The sequence below is a fragment of the Amycolatopsis thermoflava N1165 genome, from assembly GCF_000473265.1.
GTDB classification, from domain to species: domain Bacteria; phylum Actinomycetota; class Actinomycetes; order Mycobacteriales; family Pseudonocardiaceae; genus Amycolatopsis_E; species Amycolatopsis_E thermoflava.
In genome coordinates this window covers 661101-677175 of record NZ_KI421511.1, presented here as the reverse complement: position 1 = coordinate 677175, position 16075 = coordinate 661101, and the positions used below count along the sequence as shown (strand labels likewise).

The 16075-nt window shown below is 71.4% G+C and carries 17 protein-coding genes and 1 pseudogene; 10 read left to right on the top strand and 8 right to left on the bottom strand.

Going from position 1 to position 16075, the window contains the following annotated elements; translation table 11 throughout:
• The first annotated feature begins 62 nt into the window (after positions 1–62).
• The 8 genes and pseudogenes from AMYTH_RS0103445 to AMYTH_RS51145 all read left to right on the top strand — a co-directional run.
• Positions 63–863 (top strand): LamB/YcsF family protein, encoded by an 801-nt coding sequence (locus AMYTH_RS0103445; protein WP_027929129.1) that lies wholly within the window; start codon positions 63–65, stop codon positions 861–863.
• The gene (locus AMYTH_RS0103440; protein WP_027929128.1) at positions 856–1566 is read left to right on the top strand and encodes a 5-oxoprolinase subunit B family protein; all 711 of its coding nucleotides are present in this window, start codon (positions 856–858) and stop codon (positions 1564–1566) included. The genes AMYTH_RS0103445 and AMYTH_RS0103440 overlap by 8 nt, the downstream gene beginning before the upstream one ends.
• Positions 1559–2545, top strand: coding sequence for a 5-oxoprolinase subunit C family protein (locus AMYTH_RS43640; RefSeq protein WP_037322197.1), 987 nt, complete (start codon positions 1559–1561; stop codon positions 2543–2545). The genes AMYTH_RS0103440 and AMYTH_RS43640 overlap by 8 nt, the downstream gene beginning before the upstream one ends.
• Positions 2546–2556: 11 nt before the next feature.
• Positions 2557–3864 (top strand): MFS transporter, encoded by a 1308-nt coding sequence (locus AMYTH_RS0103430; protein ID WP_027929127.1) that lies wholly within the window; start codon positions 2557–2559, stop codon positions 3862–3864.
• 26 nt (positions 3865–3890) lie between these two features.
• The gene (locus AMYTH_RS0103425; RefSeq protein ID WP_027929126.1) at positions 3891–4634 is read left to right on the top strand and encodes an SDR family oxidoreductase; all 744 of its coding nucleotides are present in this window, start codon (positions 3891–3893) and stop codon (positions 4632–4634) included.
• A gap of 1 nt (position 4635) precedes the next feature.
• Complete coding sequence (locus tag AMYTH_RS0103420; protein ID WP_027929125.1) at positions 4636–5835, top strand: aspartate transaminase; 1200 nt, start codon at positions 4636–4638, stop codon at positions 5833–5835.
• An 11-nt stretch (positions 5836–5846) separates the two neighbouring features.
• The gene (locus AMYTH_RS0103415; protein ID WP_027929124.1) at positions 5847–6518 is read left to right on the top strand and encodes a 4-carboxy-4-hydroxy-2-oxoadipate aldolase/oxaloacetate decarboxylase; all 672 of its coding nucleotides are present in this window, start codon (positions 5847–5849) and stop codon (positions 6516–6518) included.
• Positions 6519–6767: 249 nt separating this feature from the next.
• Positions 6768–7019 (top strand): annotated as a pseudogene (locus tag AMYTH_RS51145) (aminotransferase class III-fold pyridoxal phosphate-dependent enzyme); the annotation flags it as partial.
• 171 nt (positions 7020–7190) lie between these two features.
• Here the strand turns inward: AMYTH_RS51145 and AMYTH_RS0103405 are convergent.
• The 4 genes from AMYTH_RS0103405 to AMYTH_RS0103390 are packed head-to-tail and all read right to left on the bottom strand — an operon-like array spanning position 7191 to position 10350.
• Positions 7191–7595 (bottom strand): (R)-mandelonitrile lyase, encoded by a 405-nt coding sequence (locus tag AMYTH_RS0103405; RefSeq protein ID WP_027929123.1) that lies wholly within the window; start codon positions 7593–7595, stop codon positions 7191–7193.
• Between the two features lie 10 nt (positions 7596–7605).
• Positions 7606–8625, bottom strand: a complete 1020-nt coding sequence (locus tag AMYTH_RS0103400) for a zinc-dependent alcohol dehydrogenase family protein (protein WP_027929122.1) — start codon at positions 8623–8625, stop codon at positions 7606–7608.
• 19 nt (positions 8626–8644) lie between these two features.
• A complete protein-coding gene (locus AMYTH_RS0103395; RefSeq protein ID WP_027929121.1) occupies positions 8645–8965 on the bottom strand; it encodes a carboxymuconolactone decarboxylase family protein in 321 nt (106 codons plus the stop codon).
• Positions 8965–10350, bottom strand: coding sequence for an MFS transporter (locus AMYTH_RS0103390; RefSeq protein ID WP_027929120.1), 1386 nt, complete (start codon positions 10348–10350; stop codon positions 8965–8967). Before AMYTH_RS0103390 ends, AMYTH_RS0103395 begins: the two co-directional genes overlap by 1 nt.
• A gap of 101 nt (positions 10351–10451) precedes the next feature.
• Between AMYTH_RS0103390 and AMYTH_RS0103385 the strand changes: the two genes are divergently transcribed.
• Entirely contained in the window at positions 10452–11345 is an 894-nt protein-coding gene (locus AMYTH_RS0103385) for a helix-turn-helix transcriptional regulator (protein ID WP_027929119.1), read from the top strand.
• A 37-nt stretch (positions 11346–11382) separates the two neighbouring features.
• On the opposite strand, the gene AMYTH_RS0103380 is transcribed toward AMYTH_RS0103385, so the two are convergent.
• Complete coding sequence (locus tag AMYTH_RS0103380; RefSeq protein ID WP_037322193.1) at positions 11383–12285, bottom strand: alpha/beta fold hydrolase; 903 nt, start codon at positions 12283–12285, stop codon at positions 11383–11385.
• 63 nt (positions 12286–12348) lie between these two features.
• Here AMYTH_RS0103380 and AMYTH_RS0103375 point away from each other — a divergent pair, with 63 nt between their 5' ends.
• Positions 12349–12939, top strand: coding sequence for a TetR/AcrR family transcriptional regulator (locus tag AMYTH_RS0103375; protein ID WP_027929117.1), 591 nt, complete (start codon positions 12349–12351; stop codon positions 12937–12939).
• Here the strand turns inward: AMYTH_RS0103375 and AMYTH_RS0103370 are convergent.
• The 3 genes from AMYTH_RS0103370 to AMYTH_RS0103360 form a co-directional block, all read right to left on the bottom strand.
• Positions 12931–14118: an MFS transporter gene (locus AMYTH_RS0103370; RefSeq protein WP_027929116.1), complete on the bottom strand. Its 1188-nt coding sequence runs from the start codon at positions 14116–14118 to the stop codon at positions 12931–12933. The two genes, AMYTH_RS0103375 and AMYTH_RS0103370, sit on opposite strands and share 9 nt — an antisense overlap.
• Positions 14119–14192: 74 nt before the next feature.
• Positions 14193–15398, bottom strand: a complete 1206-nt coding sequence (locus tag AMYTH_RS0103365; RefSeq protein ID WP_037322191.1) for an MFS transporter — start codon at positions 15396–15398, stop codon at positions 14193–14195.
• A complete protein-coding gene (locus AMYTH_RS0103360; protein ID WP_027929114.1) occupies positions 15395–16069 on the bottom strand; it encodes an SDR family NAD(P)-dependent oxidoreductase in 675 nt (224 codons plus the stop codon). Before AMYTH_RS0103360 ends, AMYTH_RS0103365 begins: the two co-directional genes overlap by 4 nt.
• Positions 16070–16075 lie beyond the last annotated feature (6 nt).

Sequence of the window (16075 nt, the reverse complement as noted above, 5' to 3'; positions counted from 1 at the left end):
GTTTCGAGCAGATTGCCTCAGTTTTTCCGAGAACATTTCCGCGCATTTTTCCGGAGGGTGAGATGACCCGCATGGTGGATCTCGTCGCCGATCTCGGCGAAGGGTTCGGCGCCTACCGGATGGGCGACGACGAGGCCCTCCTGGACCTCCTGACGTCGGCGAACGTCGCCTGCGGTTTCCACGCCGGCGACCCGCGGATCATGGACGCGACCGTCGCCTCGTGCGTCCGCCGCGGCGTGGCCGTGGGCGCGCACCCGAGCTTCCCCGATCTGGTGGGGTTCGGCCGCCGCGCGATGGACCTGACGCCCGACGAGGTGCGGACCGACGTGCTGTACCAGATCGGCGCGTTGCAGGCCTTCGCCACCGCCCACGGAACCCGCGTGCGCCACGTCGCGCCGCACGGCAGGCTCGGCAACCTCGTCGCGACCCGCAGTGACTACGCCGACGCGGTCGCCGACGCCGTGGCCGCCGTGGATCCCTCGCTGATCGTGCTGGCGCAGCAGGGTGAGCTCGCCGTCGCCGCCCGCACCCGCGGCCTGCCCGTCGCGATCGTGGGTATCGCCGACCGCGCCTACCGCGCCGACGGCACCCTGGTCCCGCGCAGCGCACCGGGCGCGGTGATCGACGACCCGGACGAGATCGCCCGGCGCACCGTGCGCATGGTGACCGAAGGGGTGGTCCGGACCGTCGACGACACCGATCTGCCCGTCGAGTGCGACACCGTGCTGGTGCACGGCGACACCGCGGGCGCGATTTCCCTGGCCCACCGGATCCGGGACGAGCTGACCCGCGCCGGCGTCGTCATCGCGGCCCTGACCGAGGTCCTGGCTTCCCGGGCCGGGGCGGGGTGGTGTCATGGCTGAGGGCGCCCTGATCGCCGACTGCGGCGACTCCGCGATCGTGGTGAAGGCCCTGGACGGGGACACCGAGCACCGGTGGCGGGTCGTGCACAGGCTCGCCGACGCGATCGAAGACGCCGGCCTGGCCGGTGTCCACGGGGTCGTGCCGACCTACGACTCGCTTCTGGTGGAGTTCGACCCTGGCCTCACCGACCACGGCGCCGTGCGGCGGATGGTCCGGCGGGCAGCGGGCGCACAGCACGGTTCGAGCCGCCGTCGCGCGCCGAAGCGATTCGTCGTGCCGGTGGTGTACGGCGGCGAGCACGGGCCCGATCTGCCCGAGGTCGCGGCGCAGCTGGGCATCACCGAACGGGAGGTCGTGGAGATCCACTCCGGCACCGTCCTGACCGTGCGGTGCCTGGGCGCCCCGGTCGGCGCGCCCATGATGGACGGTCCGCCGTTCCCCCGCCCGGTGCCCCGCCTGGCCTCGCCGCGCACCAGCGTCCCGCCCGGATCGATCGCCGTGGCCGGACGGCAGGCCGTGATCTGCCCGCTGCGCTCCCCCGGCGGCTGGCCGCTGCTGGGACGGACGCCGTTGCGCATCCTCGACCTGGGATCCGAGCAGCTCACCCCCTACCAGCCGGGGGATGAGTTCCGGTTCGTGCCGATCGACCCCGCGACGTGGGACGACTACGCCGGCTCTGCCCTGGTGGCCCACCATGGCTGACACCCTGACCGTCCGGCAGAGCGGCCACGCCACCGTCCAGGACCTCGGCAGGCCCGGCCGCTCCCGCTACGGCCTGCCCGTCAACGGCGCGCTCGACCAGTACTCCGCACGTGTCGCCAACGCCCTGTGCGGCAACGACGACACCGATCCGCTCATCGAGATCACCGCACTCGACTTCAGCTGCACACCGTCCACCGACGTGCTCGTCGCCGTCACCGGCGCCCCCGCCGACGTCACGGTCGACGGGATCCCGCAGCCCCAGTGGGAGCCGCTCGCCGTCCGGGGCGGCCAGACGCTGGCGGTCACGGGGATCCGGCTGGGTTTGCGCGTGTACCTGGCGGTCTACGGCTCGATCCACGCCGAGTCCCTGCTCGGCAGCTGCGCGCCCGACACCATCCTGGGATTCGGCCGCTTCCTGCGGCCCGGGGACGACCTCGCGCTCCGGGCGCAGTGCCCGCCGATCGGGCACCCGCAGTTCCGGCACCCGCTGTTCCGCATCCGGCCGCCCCGGCCCCGGTTCGGCGAGAGCTGGACGATCGACGTGACCGACGGCCCCGACGTCGCCGAGTTCGGCGACTCGGCCGGGCGCCTGCTGTCTGCCGCCTACGTCGTGACACCGTCGAGCAACCACATCGGGTTGCGGATGAGCGGCCCGGTGCCCCAGCGGGCCGTCTCCGGCGAGGTCCTCTCCCGCGGTGTGCCTGTCGGCGCCGTGGAAGTCCCCGCCGGCGATCAACTCCTGGTCCTGCACCGCGGCCGGGGCGTCACCGCCGGTTATCCGGTGCTCGCCGTGGTCACCTCGACCAGCCTCTCCCCGCTCGGGCAGGCCAGACCCGGGCACACCATCCGCTTCCGCCGCCGCTCGGTCGCCGAGGCGGTCGCCGCGCACCGGGCCGAACGCGCCGTCATCCGCGCGGTCCGGCACCGCGCCGCCGCGGTGCTGCAGTCCCTCGACATCCCCGTCCTTACCCGCCGATGAAGGAGTCCACCATGAGTACCGTGGCGTCATCACAGTCGAACGTGGTCGATCCCAGGACCGCCCGCAAGGTGACCCTGGCCGGCTGCGTCGGCATCTTCGCCGAGCTCTACGACAACGGCATCTTCGGGTTCATGGCGGGCACGCTCGCCGCGGTGTTCTTCCCGGACTCGGCCAACGCCGTGATGCTGGTCTTCGTCGGCTACGCGATCTCGTTCTTCTTCCGCCCGCTCGGCGGGATCATCTGCGGCCACCTCGGCGACCGGATCGGCCGTCAGCGGATGCTCGTGTTCGTCATCATGCTGATCAGCGTCGCCACCGCCGCCATCGGCCTCCTTCCCACCTACGCCGCGATCGGGATCGCGGCGCCGATCCTGCTGATCCTGTTGCGGGTCCTGCAGGGGTTCTCGGTCGGCGGTGAAGCCGCGGGCGCCATGACGTTCCTCGCCGAGCACGCCCCACCGGGCAAACGCGGCCTCTACACCAGCTACGCCCAGATCGCGTCGTTCCTGTCGCTGCTGACCGGCACGCTGATCGCCGCCGCGATGACCAGCGGCCTCGGGGCCGAGCGGATGCAGTCCTTCGGCTGGCGGATCCCGTTCCTGCTCGCGATCCCGCTCGGCATCACCGGCCTCTACATCCGCCGCCGCATCTCCGACACCCCCAACTTCACGCGGCTCCAGGAGGAAGGCGGCCTGGCACGCAACCCGCTGAAGGAGGCGTTCTCCTCGCCCCGGCATCGGCGCGCGATGCTGCTGGCCTTGTTCATCCCGCTCATGAACGGCTCCGGCTACTACGTCCTGTTCACCTACATGCCCACCTTCATGAGCAAGGAGCTGCACTTCGGCAAGGTCGAAGGTCTCCTGGTGACTGCGGTGAGCCTCGTGGCGATCTCCGTGGCGATCCCGTTCATGGGAGCCCTCTCGGACAAGGTCGGCCGCAAGAAGGTCATCGCCGGCGCCGCCATCGCGATGGCCCTCGCGGGTGTCCCCTGCTACCTGCTCATCGGCACCGGCAACGTCGCACTCGCGATCGTGGGCGCCAGCGTCATGGCGGTCATCTTCGCCGGGCACACGGGCGTCATCCACATCCTGCTGGTCGAGCTCTTCCCCACCCGCGTGCGCTACTCCGCCTACGGGCTGGGCTACAACATCTCCTCCGCCGTCTTCGGCGGCACCGCGCCACTGCTGATGACGTTCCTCATCGGACAGACCGGCGACGTCCACATCCCCGCCTACTACGCCGTCCTCACCGCGCTGGGCACGCTCATCGCGGTGTCCAGGGTGCGCGACCGGGCCCACGAACCCCTGCACGACGCCTGACCCGACCCACCAAGGAGCACTGGACAATGCCGTTTTCCGACTACAAGACCGCCCTGGTCACCGGCGCCTCGACCGGCATCGGCGCCGAGGTCGTGGAACGACTGGCCAAACAGGGCCTGCGGGTCCACGCCGTCGCCCGCAACGCCGAACGGCTCGACGAGCTGGCCCGGCGCACCGGGTGCGTCCCGCACGCCGTCGACGTCACCTCCACCGCGGCCCTGACCGAGCTCGTCGACGGTCTCGAGATCGACGTCCTGGTCAACAACGCCGGCGTCTCGCGCACCGGGAACATCCTCACCGCCGACGAGTTCGCCGTCGACGAGCAGGTCGCGGTGAACATCCAGGCCGTCCTGCACCTCGTGCGGCTGGTCATGCCCGGCATGGTCGAGCGGGACCTCGGGCACATCGTCAACATCAGCTCGATCGCCGGGGTCTACAACTTCGGCGGCAACACCATCTACCACGCCACGAAGTCCGCCGTGCACACGCTGTCCCGCCAGCTCCGCGTCGACGCCTTCGGCAGGCGCGTCCGCGTCACCGAGATCTGCCCTGGCCGGGTCGAGACCGAGATCTTCGGGCGCCTGCTCGGCGACATGGACCGCGCCCAGCGGGAGTACTACGACGGGTACGAGTCGCTCAAACCGGAGGACATCGCCGACGCGATCGAGTTCGCGATCGCCTCGCCGCGCCACGTCAACGTCGGCCACATCGAGATCCTGCCGACCTTCCAGGTGCCCGGCGGGCTGAACTTCGAGAGGCGGGCGGACTGACATGACCACGGCCGCACGAGTAGCCCGGATCAAGCCCTCGCCCAGCTCGGCGGCGGCGCAACGCGTGCGCGAGCTGACCGCTCAGGGGCAGCGGATCCTCGACCTGACCGTCGGCGAACCGGACTTCGACACACCGGACCACGTCAAGGCCGCCGCGATCGCCGCCGTCGAACGCGGCGAGACCAAGTACACGCCCGTCAACGGCACCCCCGAACTGCGGGTGGCGATCCGGGCCAAACTCGGCCACCGTCACGGCCTGCACTACCCGGACGAGGAGATCACCGTCGGCGGTGGCGCCAAGCAGGTCATCTTCCTCGCGCTGATGGCCACGGTCGACAGCGGCGACGAAGTCGTCATCCCCGCGCCGTACTGGGTGTCCTACCCGGACATGGTGCTGGCCAACGACGGGACACCGGTCATCGTCGACTGCCCCGAGTCCGACGGGTTCAAGCTCACCCCCGCGCGGCTGGAGGCGGCGATCACGCCACGGACGCGGTGGCTGGTGCTCAACTCCCCCGGCAACCCGACCGGCGCCGCCTACTCGGCGGAGGAGTTGCGCGCGCTGGCCGGCGTGCTGCTGGCCCACCCGCAGGTGCACGTCCTCACCGACGAGATCTACGACGAAATCTGGTATGAGCCGGAGAGCGTGCCCACGCTCGCGGCCGTGGAACCACGGCTGCGGGACCGGGTGTTCCTCACCAACGGCGTGTCGAAGACGTACGCGATGACCGGGTGGCGCATCGGCTACGGCGCCGGCCCGCGTGAGCTCGTCGGCGCGATCAACAAGCTGCAGTCCCAGATGTCGTCCTGCCCCTCCTCGGTCAGCCAGGCGGCGGCGGTCGCGGCGCTGACCGGTCCGCAGGACTTCGTGGCCACGACGGTCGCCACCTACCGCGGCCGCCGGGACCGGGTCGCCAAGCTGCTGGCCGACGTTCCCGGGCTGTCGGTCACCGCACCCTGCGGCGGGTTCTACCTCTTCGTCAACTGCGGCGGGCTGCTCGGCAAGCGCACTCCCGCCAGGGACGTGCTGCGCACCGACGAGGAGTTCGCCCGCTACCTGCTGGAGTTCGAGCGGGTGGCCGTGATCCACGGCGCCGCCTACGGGACACCCGGTTACTTCCGGATCTCCTTCGCCACCTCCACCGCCGTCCTGGACGAGGCGTGCGAGGCCATCGCCCGCGCCTGCGCCCGCCTGTCGTGAAAGGATTTCCCTTGCGCGTCAACACGAAGTTCGACCGCCCGGACCCGGCGCTCGTCGAGCAGCTGGCCCGTTTCTCGTCCGCCACGATCCACGAAGCCCAGGGGCGCTTGGGCGCGCTGAGCTCGGCACTCAAACCGGTCGACCCGGCCATGTCGTTGTGCGGCCCGGCGTTCACCGTGCGCTGCGCGCCGCGGGACAACCTGATGCTGCAGGTGGCGATCGCCCACGCCCAGCCCGGTGACGTCGTCGTGGTGTCGGCCGGCGAGTACGCCGAGGCCGGTTCGTTCGGGGACGTGCTGGCCAACGCCTGCCAGGCGAAGGGGCTCGCCGGGCTGGTGACCGACACCGGCGTGCGCGACACGGCGGAGCTGCGCAAGCTGGGGTTCCCGGTCTTCTCCTACAGCGTGTCCATCAAGGGCACGGTCAAGGAGACCGTCGGCCCACTGGCCGAGCCGATCCAGATCGGCGGCGAACTGGTCCGGCCCGGCGACGTGATCCGCGGTGACGCCGACGGCCTGGTCGTGGTGCGCCGCGAGGACCTGGCGTACGCGATCGAGCAGGCCCGCAAGCGCGAAGAGGCGGAAGCCGCCTACATCGCCGCGTACCGCTCGGGCCGCAGCGTCATCGAGGTCAGCAACCTCGCCGGCGTCCTCGAAGCGAAGGGACTCGTCATCGAGGGGTGACCCGGCCGATGTCGCCGAGGACTCCACCGCCGAGCACGCGGTGGAGTCCTCGGCGTCGGTGCGTTGGGAGCGCACGATGCGCGCGATCACCCTCCCGTCACGAGCCACAACGACCCGGTCGCCGCACGGGGTTCGCCGTCGCCGGCCGATTCGTCGGGCCCCGAGGCGGTGCTCTGCTCCTGCGCGCGACCTTGGTCCACACCGGGCGGGAGCTGATCGTGCGGTTCGAGGGCAACTACCACGGCACCGGTGACGCCGTCGTCTCTCCCGGCGCGCCCGGCGTGGTGCCCGGCTAGGTGCTGGTGTTGCTGTAGAACGACCTGCCGGCAATTGCGTGCGACGATGCGGCAGCACGGCGCGCTGCTCGCGGTCGACGAGGTCAACACGTTCCGCCTGCACGAAGGCGAGCTGCACCAGCGATACGGCATCCGGCCCGACCTCGTGTCCGTGGGCAAGGTCATCGGCAGCGGGTTCCCGGTCGGGGCGATCGGGGGTCGTGATGCTCTGGCGTTGCGGCCTGCTCGGGAGCCTCGGCGACGGGTGCTCGGTCTGGCCCGCTTCGCCGATCCCTTGTCCAACGCGCGCCGGGTGATCACTGGCGAGGGACCAAGACCCTGCTGGGACAGCTCGTGTTGGCCTCGCCTCCGTCCTGGCCCGCGACGGCTGCGGGAGTCAAGCCTGGTGGGCGGCGGCGTACTCCTCGTCGGTGACGGGCTCGAGCCAGGTGGTGCCGTCGCCGTCTTCGGTGCCTTCGAGCATGGCGATGTGGCTCATGCAGTTCGTGTTCGTGCCGCCGTGCCAGTGTTCCTCCCCTGGCGGCGTCCACACCGTGTCACCCGCACGCATGCGGATCACGGTGCCGTGGCGGGTGACGACCAGTCCCACGCCCTCGGTGACGTGCAAGGTCTGGCCGACCGCGTGGGAGTGCCAGTTGGTGCGGGCGCCGGGGGTGAACCTGACCAGCGAGGCGACCAGCCGCGACGGCGGTTCCGGCGTCTTGATCATGGTCAGGTAGACGTCGCCGGTGAATCGCTCGGCCGGGGTCTTGACGGTGTCGTTGACCGGGATGAGGTCCATGTCTTCGTCCTTACGGGCGTAGGAGGGTCTTGATCGCGCGACGCTCGTCCATCGCGCGGTAGCCCTCGGCGACCTGGTCGAGCGGCAGTTCGAGGTCGAAGACCTTGCCCGGGTCGATCGCGCCGCGCAGGATGCGCTCGATCAGGTCGGGCAGGAACCGCCGCACCGGGGCCGGGCCACCGAGCAGCCGGACGTGGGAGAAGAACAACTCCTCCCCCGGGAGCGACACCTCGTGGGCAACACCCACGTAGCCGACCGCGCCACCGGGGCGGGCCGACCGGATCGCCTGCATCATCGACTCCTGCGTACCCACGGCCTCGATGACCGAGTGCGCCCCCAGCCCGCCGGTCAGTTCCTTCACCGCGGCCACGCCCTCGCCACCGCGTTCGGCCACGATGTCGGTGGCGCCGAACTCGGTGGCCAGCTTCTGCCGCGACTCGTGGCGGCTCATCGCGATGATCCGCTCCGCCCCCAGCTCCCGTGCAGCCAGTACGCTGAGCAGCCCGACCGCGCCATCACCCACCACGGCCACGGTCGAACCCGGCTGCACGTCCGCGGCCACGGCGCCGAACCAGCCGGTGCCCAGCACGTCAGACGCCGCCAGCAGGCTCGGGACCAGGTCGTCGGAGGGCGCCTCCGGCGTGGCGACCAGGGTGCCGTCGGCCAGCGGGACCCGCAGGTACTCCGCCTGAGCGCCGCCCGCGACGAACTCGCGGTGCACGCACGAGGTCTGGAACCCGGCGCGGCAGATCTCACAGGTGTTGTCGGAGGCGAAGAACGAGCCGACGACGAACTGGCCGGGCTTGATCGTGGTGACCTCGCCGCCGACCTCCTCGACGATCCCGACGTACTCGTGCCCGATCGGGGTGGGCCCGTGCACCTGCTCGATCCCGCGGTAGGGCCACAGGTCCGACCCGCACACGCAGGTCGCGGACAGGCGGATCACCGCGTCGGTGGGCGCCTCGATCGCCGGGTGGGCACGCTCCTCGATCCGGACATCGCCGGGGGCGTGCAGAACAGCTCCACGCACAATGAATTCCTTTCGATGGTCAGGCGGTGAAGACCTGCTTGGCCACGGCCATTGCGGCCATCGGCTGCGGCCAGCCCGCGTAGAAGGCCAGGTGGGTCAACGCTTCGATCAGTTCGGCTTCGGTGTTGCCGTTCTCCTTGGCCAGGTTGAGGTGGAACACCAGCTGCTCGGTGTTGCCGTTGGTCGCCAACGCGGCCACGGTCACCAGGCTGCGCTCCTTCGGTGTCAGCCCGGTGCGCCGCCACACCTCGCCGAAGAGCACGTCGTCGGTGAAGTGCACCAGTGCGGGCGCGAAGTCGCCGAACATCTTCTCCGCCCCGGAGGGTTCCTTGTCAGACATCAATGTGTTTCCTTTGGATGGTCCTGGTGGTGGACGCGTAAACCCGCCACCGCGATGAGGGCCGCCACGACGGTGACCGCTGCGGCCAGCAGCAGGCTCACCCGCATCCCGGAGGGCGCGGTGAGCAGAGCGCCGAACACGGCGACGGCCAGCGCACCGCCGAGCTGCCTGCTGGTGTTGAGGACCCCGCTCGCGGTGCCCGCCCGGTGCGCGGGCACCGCGTCCAGCAGCACCGCGATCACCGGTGGGATGACGGTGGGCCCGCCCAGGCCGACCAGCATCATCAGCGCGGCCACAGCCCACGTGGGTGTGGTGGCCGGAACGAGGGCGAGCGCGACCAGCCCGGCAGTCATGAGGCCCAGGCCGGTCACCACCACGGCACGGGCGCCGGTTCGTTCCACCAGCCGGGGCACGATCGGGGTCAGTACGAGCCCAGCCAGCATCATCGGCACGAACACCACCCCGGTGGTCAGGGACGACAGACCGCGGTCCTGCAGGACCAGGCTCATCACGAACGGCATCCCGTAGTAGGCGACCATGAACGCGAGCCCGATGACCACCGCGGTCACCACGGTGCGGGAGCGGAACAGCACGGGCGGCACCATCGGGTGGGCGCCCCGCACCTGGACCACGACGAACGCGACCACCGCCACCACGGCCACAACCAGCGCCACCAGCACCCCGGTGTCGGCGAACCCGCTGCGGCCCGCCTCGATCGCCCCGTAGACCAGCGCCGCCATCGCGATCACCCCGGTGACCTGGCCGGCCAGGTCGAACGGCACCCGGTGCGTGCCCGAGCGCGCCGCCCCGGCCAGCAGGACCAGCGCCACCGCGCCCACCGGAAGGTTGATCACGAAGATCCACCGCCAGCTCGCCAGAGCGAGCACTCCGCCGAGCACCGGTCCCGCCGACGAGGCCAGCGCGCCGCCCATCGCCCACAGCGCGACCGCCCGCGCCCGTTTCCCCGGATCGGGGTATGCCTGACCGATGAGGGCCATCGACGACGGCATGACAACCGCGGCCGCCGCGCCCTGGACAAATCGGAACGTCACCAGCGCCCCGAGCCCTGGTGCGAGCACGCACGCCGCCGACGCGAGCGCGAACCCGGCCACGCCGAGGCCGAACGCCCGTTTCGCCCCGATCCGGTCGGTCAGCGACCCCGCCGTGAGCAGGAACGCGGCGAACACCAGCGTGTAGCCGTCGACCACCCATTGCAGCCCCGCCATGCCGCCGCCCAGGTCGGTCCGGATCGCCGGCAGCGCGATGTTGATCACGACCGCGTCCAGGGTGACGACGAAGAACCCGAGCAGCGCGGCCAGCAGTGTGCGGCTGGGGCTTCCCGTGTGCTGCCCGGCCTGCGGCAGGGTCGTTCCGGATGTGGTCACACCACGAGGAAACGCGGCTCCGCACGCGCGTGGCAGGTCACGTCTATCCGGGTCCTGACAGAACCCCCCTCGCGCGCAGGCCCCATCGTACCGTGGAAGGCGTGAACGCCAAGAGCACCGAGGCCCGCGACTTCCTGGTCACCCGCCGGGCCAAGATCACCCCCGACCAGGCCGGACTGCGGCACTACGGCGGCAACCGCCGGGTACCCGGCCTGCGCCGCGAAGAGGTCGCGATGCTCGCCGGTGTCTCCGCCGACTACTACACGCGACTGGAGAAGGGCAACCTCGCGGGCGTGTCCGACAGCGTCCTCGACGCCATCGCCGGCGCCCTCCAGCTCGACGAAGCCGAACGGGTCTACCTGTTCGACCTCGCCCGCACCGCGAACGCCGCCGGACGCCCCCGCAACGCCGCGCAGCGCCGCCGCCCGCCCCAGCGCATACGGCCGGTCGTGCAGCAGATCCTCGACAGCATGACCACCACCGCCGCATTCGTCCGCAACGGACGCCTCGACATCCTCGGCACCAACCTGCTCGGCCGCGCTCTCTACTCCCCCGTCTTCGACAGCCCCACGCGCACCAGTGAGGTCGCACCACCCAACCTCGCCCGGTTCGGGTTCCTGGACCCCGCCGCGCACGACTACTTCCCCGACTACGACGCCTCCTGCCACACCTCGGTGGCGATCCTGCGCACCGAAGCCGGCCGCGACCCCCACAACCGGGACCTCACCGACCTCATCGGCGAACTGTGCACCCGCAGCGACGACTTCCGCACCCGCTGGGCCGCCCACGACGTGCGCCTCCACCGCACCGGCACCAAATCCTTCCGGCACCCCGTCGTCGGCGAATTCACGGTGAACTTCGAAGCGATGGACCTGACCGCCGACGCCGGACTCACACTCACCGCCTACGCGGCTGAGCCCGGCTCACCCTCCGCCGAACGGCTCCAGTTGCTCGCCAGCTGGGCGGCCACCGCCGACGCGGCCACCCGGAGCTGACACACGGGGTCTACGAGCACAACGGTCTCGGCGGGCGTCAGCGGGCGTCGGTGAGGAACTCGGCCAGCGCGTCGGCGACGGCGTCGGGCTGTTCGTCGGGGATGAAGTGTCCGGCGTCCGGCACGACGATCCCGGTGGTGTTGTCGGCCCACGGGCTGAGGGAGGCGGCCATGTCCGGAATGGACCCATGGCTGCTGGAGATTCCAAGGATGGGCACGGTCAGGCGCCGCTGCTGGAGCGCCTCGCGGTTCTTGCGCGCCGACTCCGCAGCGTCCCGGTAGTAGGCGAGGGAAGCTCGCAGTCCGCCGTCGGCGGCGACGGCGGCCGCGTAGTGGTCGAGTTCGGTGTCGTCGAAGGTGCTGGGAGACAAGGCTTTCACTGTCAGAAACCAGCCGACGTACTCGCGTTCGCGGCCGGCGAGGAGCGTCTCAGGTAGCTCGGGCACGGTGTGGAACGCGAAATGCCAGGTCTTCCACGCCCGGTCCGGATCGGTGGGAATCGTCTCCGGGAGCGTGACACCGGGAATTCCGGCGTCGAGCAGCGCGACCCGGCGCAGGTGGTTTTCGAAGCCGAGGGCGAGGGAGAACGCGACCCAGGCACCGATGTCGTGGGCGGCCAGCGAATAGCTCGACACGCCCAGGGCGGTCACGGCGGCGTGGACGTGGGCGGCGGCCGTGTGCGTGTCGTAGCCGCGCTCCGGACGCTCGGAGTGGCCCTGGCCCGGCAGGTCGATCGCGATGACGTGGAACCGTTCGGCGAGGCGGGGCATCACCTTCCGCCAGGCCCACCAGGTTTGCGGAAATCCGGCGAGCAGGACGACGGCCGGGCCGCCCGTCCGTCCGCCTTCGACGGCGTGCAGGCGCACGCCGTCCGCGTCGACCCAGCGGTGGGTGAATCCGGTCAGATGTTGCAGGGGCAGGTCGTGGACGGGGTTGTTCATGAGCACGCCGGCGACGCTAACACATCTTGAACTGAGCAGTCCAAGATGTGTTAGCCTGGTCGCGTGGCAGGCAAGAAGCAGTTCGACACCGACGCCGCGCTCGATGCGGCGATGATCCAGTTCTGGCGCGCGGGTTACGCCGACACCTCGCTCGACGACCTGTCCAGGGCGACCGGCCTGAACCGCAGCTCCATCTACTCTTCCCTCGGCGACAAGGACACGCTCTTCCTGCGCTGCCTGGACCGCTACGCCGCGCGCTACGGCGACAAGTACGACGCCGCCCTGTCGCGTGTGGACTCCGACCCGGTCGCCGCCGTTCGCGCGTTCTTCGACGTCACCCTCGACCGCATCGCCGATCCCGCACTGCCCGACGGATGCCTGATCGCCCAGTCGGCCATGGCGATCCCGGCCCTGAGCCCGCGCGTCGCCGCGCACGCCAAGCAGGCGCTCGGTCGCCAGCGCCTGCGCCTGCGCGCCGCCTTGAAGACCAGCGGGCTGACCGACCGGGACGCCGAAGCCTTCGCCGTGCACGCCGCGGCCGTGAACCAGTCCCTCGCCGTCATGAGCAGAGCCGGAGCCGGCCCGGCGCAGCTGCGGGCCATCGTGGGCGTGACCGTCGACGCGCTGTCCCAGACGTTGCGCGCGTCAGCGTGATCCGGTGCGGCGCCTCGCGGTGATTCCCGCGGCGACCACGATCGCCACCGCGCAGGCCGCCGCGGTAGCGGTCCAGCCGAACCAGTCGACCGCGGCCGCGCCGGCCGCCGTGCCGAGGCTGCCGCCCACGAAGTAGACGACCATGTAGGCGCTGTTGAATCGGGCGGGCGCCGCCGGGTCGAGCGCGAGCACCGTGCTCTGGTTGGCCACCTGCGCGGCGAACAGCCCGGCGTCGAACAGGCCGAGGCAGACCAGCGTGAGTGGCGTGTTCGGCAGGCAGAGGCCGAGTGTCAGCGCCGCCGCGGCGGCGAGCGCGAGTCCGATGAGGATCACCCGGCGCGCGCCGATGCGGTCGGTCCACACCCCGGCGATGCGGGTGGCGACGATGCCCAGCAGCCCGGCCGCCCCGTACAGGCCGATCCGTTCCGGCGAATACGAGAACGGCGGCTGGGACAGCGCGACCGCGATACCCGCCCACACCGCGCAGAACGCGAAGAACCAGAGGGCGCCGCGCCCGGCGGCCAGCCGCAGCACCGGGAACCTCAGGTACAGCCCCGGAAGCCCGCGCAGCGTGGCCAGGTACCCGGTTCCGGCGCGGCCGGGTGTGGCGGGCAACGCCAGACGGGCGGCGACCGCGATGACCGCGCACGCGAGCGCGAACACCAGCAGCATGGGACGCCAGCCGATCAGCCCGGTCAGCCAGCCGCCGCCGATCCGCCCGGCGAGGATGCCCGCGGAGATCCCGGCGGTCACCACGCCGAGCACCGTCGCCCGCCGCTGCGGCTCGGCGAACCGTCCCGCCACGGAACTCAGCTGCGCCCCCACTGCGGAGCCGGCGCCGATCACGGCGAGAACGAGCCCGAGCAGCGCCGCCGAACCCACGGCGGCGGCCAGCGCCAAGGCGACGGCGAGCGCGGCGAACTGCGCGGCCACCACCGTCCTCGGCGGGAACCGGTCCACCAGCGGGACCAGCACCGCGAGCCCGGCGAGATACCCGGCCGGTCCGCAGGCAAGCACCGTGCCGACGACGGCCGCCGGGACGTCCAGCGACCCCGCGACCTCCGCGATCGAGGGCTGCAGGGGATACAGGGTCGCGGTGCCCAGCGCGGCGGCGAGCGTCAGAAATGCCACCACCGGCGCGCGAAGCACCGGCCGGGGCGTCGAAAGATCAGTGTCCACGGCGACGACGGTAGAAGTGGCGCGGCGACAACGCTGGCGGGAAAACGACGGCACCGTGACGCGGGATGGGCCTATCACCTGGGCGCTGAAGTCGAGCGCCGCTGCGCGCGGATTAGCGCCACCACCGGCACAAGTGTCGACGCGGCGATGACCGTGCCGACAACGGTCGGGCCGGTCTCGGCGAGCGACGACTCGAGAGCCACGCCCGCCACCCACGAGCCGACGGCCGTGCCGAAGTTGAACGCCGCCGTGCTAAGCCCCGAAGCGAGGGTGGGCGCGGCACCCCCGAACCGGACGGCGAAACCGACCAGCACCGGGTTCGCGGTCAACCCGACCAGCCCCAGCAGCGTCACGAGCACAACCACCGGTACGGCCTCATCGGCCAGCACGCACAGCGCCGCCAGCACCACCACGGTCGCCGACGCCGCTCCGACCATCACGTGGAACGGCCGCCGGTCGCCGAGCCGTCCGCCCACCAGCGAACCGATCAGAGCACCCGCGCCGAAGCCGGCCAGAACCAGCGGCACCAGCGCGCTCGCGACACCGGCGCGCTGCGTCAGCAGCGGCGAGAGGTAGCTGTAGGCCGACAGCACACCGCCGGTGGTGGCAGCACACGCCGCCAGCGTCAGCCACAACCGGCCCGAGCGCAGGGCGACCAGCTCGGACCTCACCGAGGAGACCTGGTGCTGCGGCCCCTCGCCCGGCACGAACCGCCGGATCCCCACCGCGCCCAAGGCCGCCAGCACCGCGAGCGCCCAGAACGGGCCCTGCCAGCCCATCAGCTGACCGGCGAACGTCCCGAGTGGCACGCCGGCGACGTTCGCCAGCATCCCGCCGCCCAGCACCACCCCCAGCGCCCGCGAACTGGCGCCGGGACCGGCGGCGCGGGCGCCCACCACCGCGGCGACCGCCCAGAACGCGCCGGTGGCCAGCGCGGTCACGAACCGGGCCAGCAGGAGCACGGTGAAGATCGATCCGACCGCGACGACCACGTGCCCGGCGGCGAACACGACCAGCGCGAGGCTCAGCGTCCACCGGGGCGGCAGCCGCCTGGTCAGGATCGCCATCGCGGGCGGCCCGGCGATCATCCCGAGCGCGAACCCGGTGATCAGCAGGCCCGCCCGGGCGACGGACACGTCGAGATCCCGCGCCATCTCCGGCAACAGGCCCGCGACGACGAACTCAGTGGTCCCCATCAGGAACGTGCCGGCGGCGAGGACGTAGGTCAGCAGCGGCAGCCTGGTCGTCGTGCGGTCCGCGGGTTTCTGGTCCAGCGTCATCGCTGGCCGTCCGGGCGCGCGTCCGAGTGGACGCGGAACTCCCCGGGATGGGCGTGCAGGTGCCACAGTTTTCCGGCGAGCACGGCCGGGTCGTTGTCGGGGTGCCCGGGCTCGATCGCGCCGGGGATGATGAGCTGGCCGACGCCGATGTTCTCGGCCTTCAGCGTGTCGTGCAGCATGCGCGCGAAGGCGCTCTCCCCCGCGAATGCGATGGAGGTGCCGGCGACGTTCGGGTTGGGCACGGCGCCGGAGCCGCCGTTGACGAACAGGATCGTCCCGCGGCCGAGGAACCGCATGCCCTGCAGCACCTGGTGCACGGCGACGACGGGACCGTAGACGGCGAACTCGATCGCACCGGCCAGATCGTCCACAGTGGTCTCCAGGACCGGGCGGAGGAACTCCTTCTGCGGCAACGGGCTGTACTGGAGCACCTCGGTCGGGCTGAGCTCCTGTCCGGCCCGATCCAGTGCCGCGATCAGCGACTTCGGCTCGCGCACGTTGGCCGCGTAGCCGCGGGCGGCCAAACCCTCGGCCTCGAGATCAGTGGCCAGGGCGTCGAGGCGCTCCTGACTGCGGGAGATGAGAGCGATGTCGAAGCCCTCGGAGCCGAACTTCCTGGCGACGGCGGCGCCGAGTCCGCGGCCCGCGCCGACGATGGCGATGGTGGTCATGCTTCC

What these genes read in the sequence shown, in the direction of transcription:
- AMYTH_RS0103440 (WP_027929128.1), top strand. Translation starts at nt 856, where the DNA reads ATGGCTGAGGGCGCCCTGATCGCCGACTGCGGCGACTCCGCGATCGTG.
- AMYTH_RS0103420 (WP_027929125.1), top strand. Translation starts at nt 4,636, where the DNA reads ATGACCACGGCCGCACGAGTAGCCCGGATCAAGCCCTCGCCCAGCTCG.
- AMYTH_RS43640 (WP_037322197.1), top strand. Translation starts at nt 1,559, where the DNA reads ATGGCTGACACCCTGACCGTCCGGCAGAGCGGCCACGCCACCGTCCAG.
- AMYTH_RS0103395 (WP_027929121.1), bottom strand. Translation starts at nt 8,965, where the DNA reads ATGTCTGACAAGGAACCCTCCGGGGCGGAGAAGATGTTCGGCGACTTC.
- AMYTH_RS0103360 (WP_027929114.1), bottom strand. Translation starts at nt 16,069, where the DNA reads ATGACCACCATCGCCATCGTCGGCGCGGGCCGCGGACTCGGCGCCGCC.
- AMYTH_RS0103365 (WP_037322191.1), bottom strand. Translation starts at nt 15,398, where the DNA reads ATGACGCTGGACCAGAAACCCGCGGACCGCACGACGACCAGGCTGCCG.
- AMYTH_RS0103380 (WP_037322193.1), bottom strand. Translation starts at nt 12,285, where the DNA reads ATGAACAACCCCGTCCACGACCTGCCCCTGCAACATCTGACCGGATTC.
- AMYTH_RS0103425 (WP_027929126.1), top strand. Translation starts at nt 3,891, where the DNA reads ATGCCGTTTTCCGACTACAAGACCGCCCTGGTCACCGGCGCCTCGACC.
- AMYTH_RS0103430 (WP_027929127.1), top strand. Translation starts at nt 2,557, where the DNA reads ATGAGTACCGTGGCGTCATCACAGTCGAACGTGGTCGATCCCAGGACC.
- AMYTH_RS0103405 (WP_027929123.1), bottom strand. Translation starts at nt 7,595, where the DNA reads ATGGACCTCATCCCGGTCAACGACACCGTCAAGACCCCGGCCGAGCGA.
- AMYTH_RS0103445 (WP_027929129.1), top strand. Translation starts at nt 63, where the DNA reads ATGACCCGCATGGTGGATCTCGTCGCCGATCTCGGCGAAGGGTTCGGC.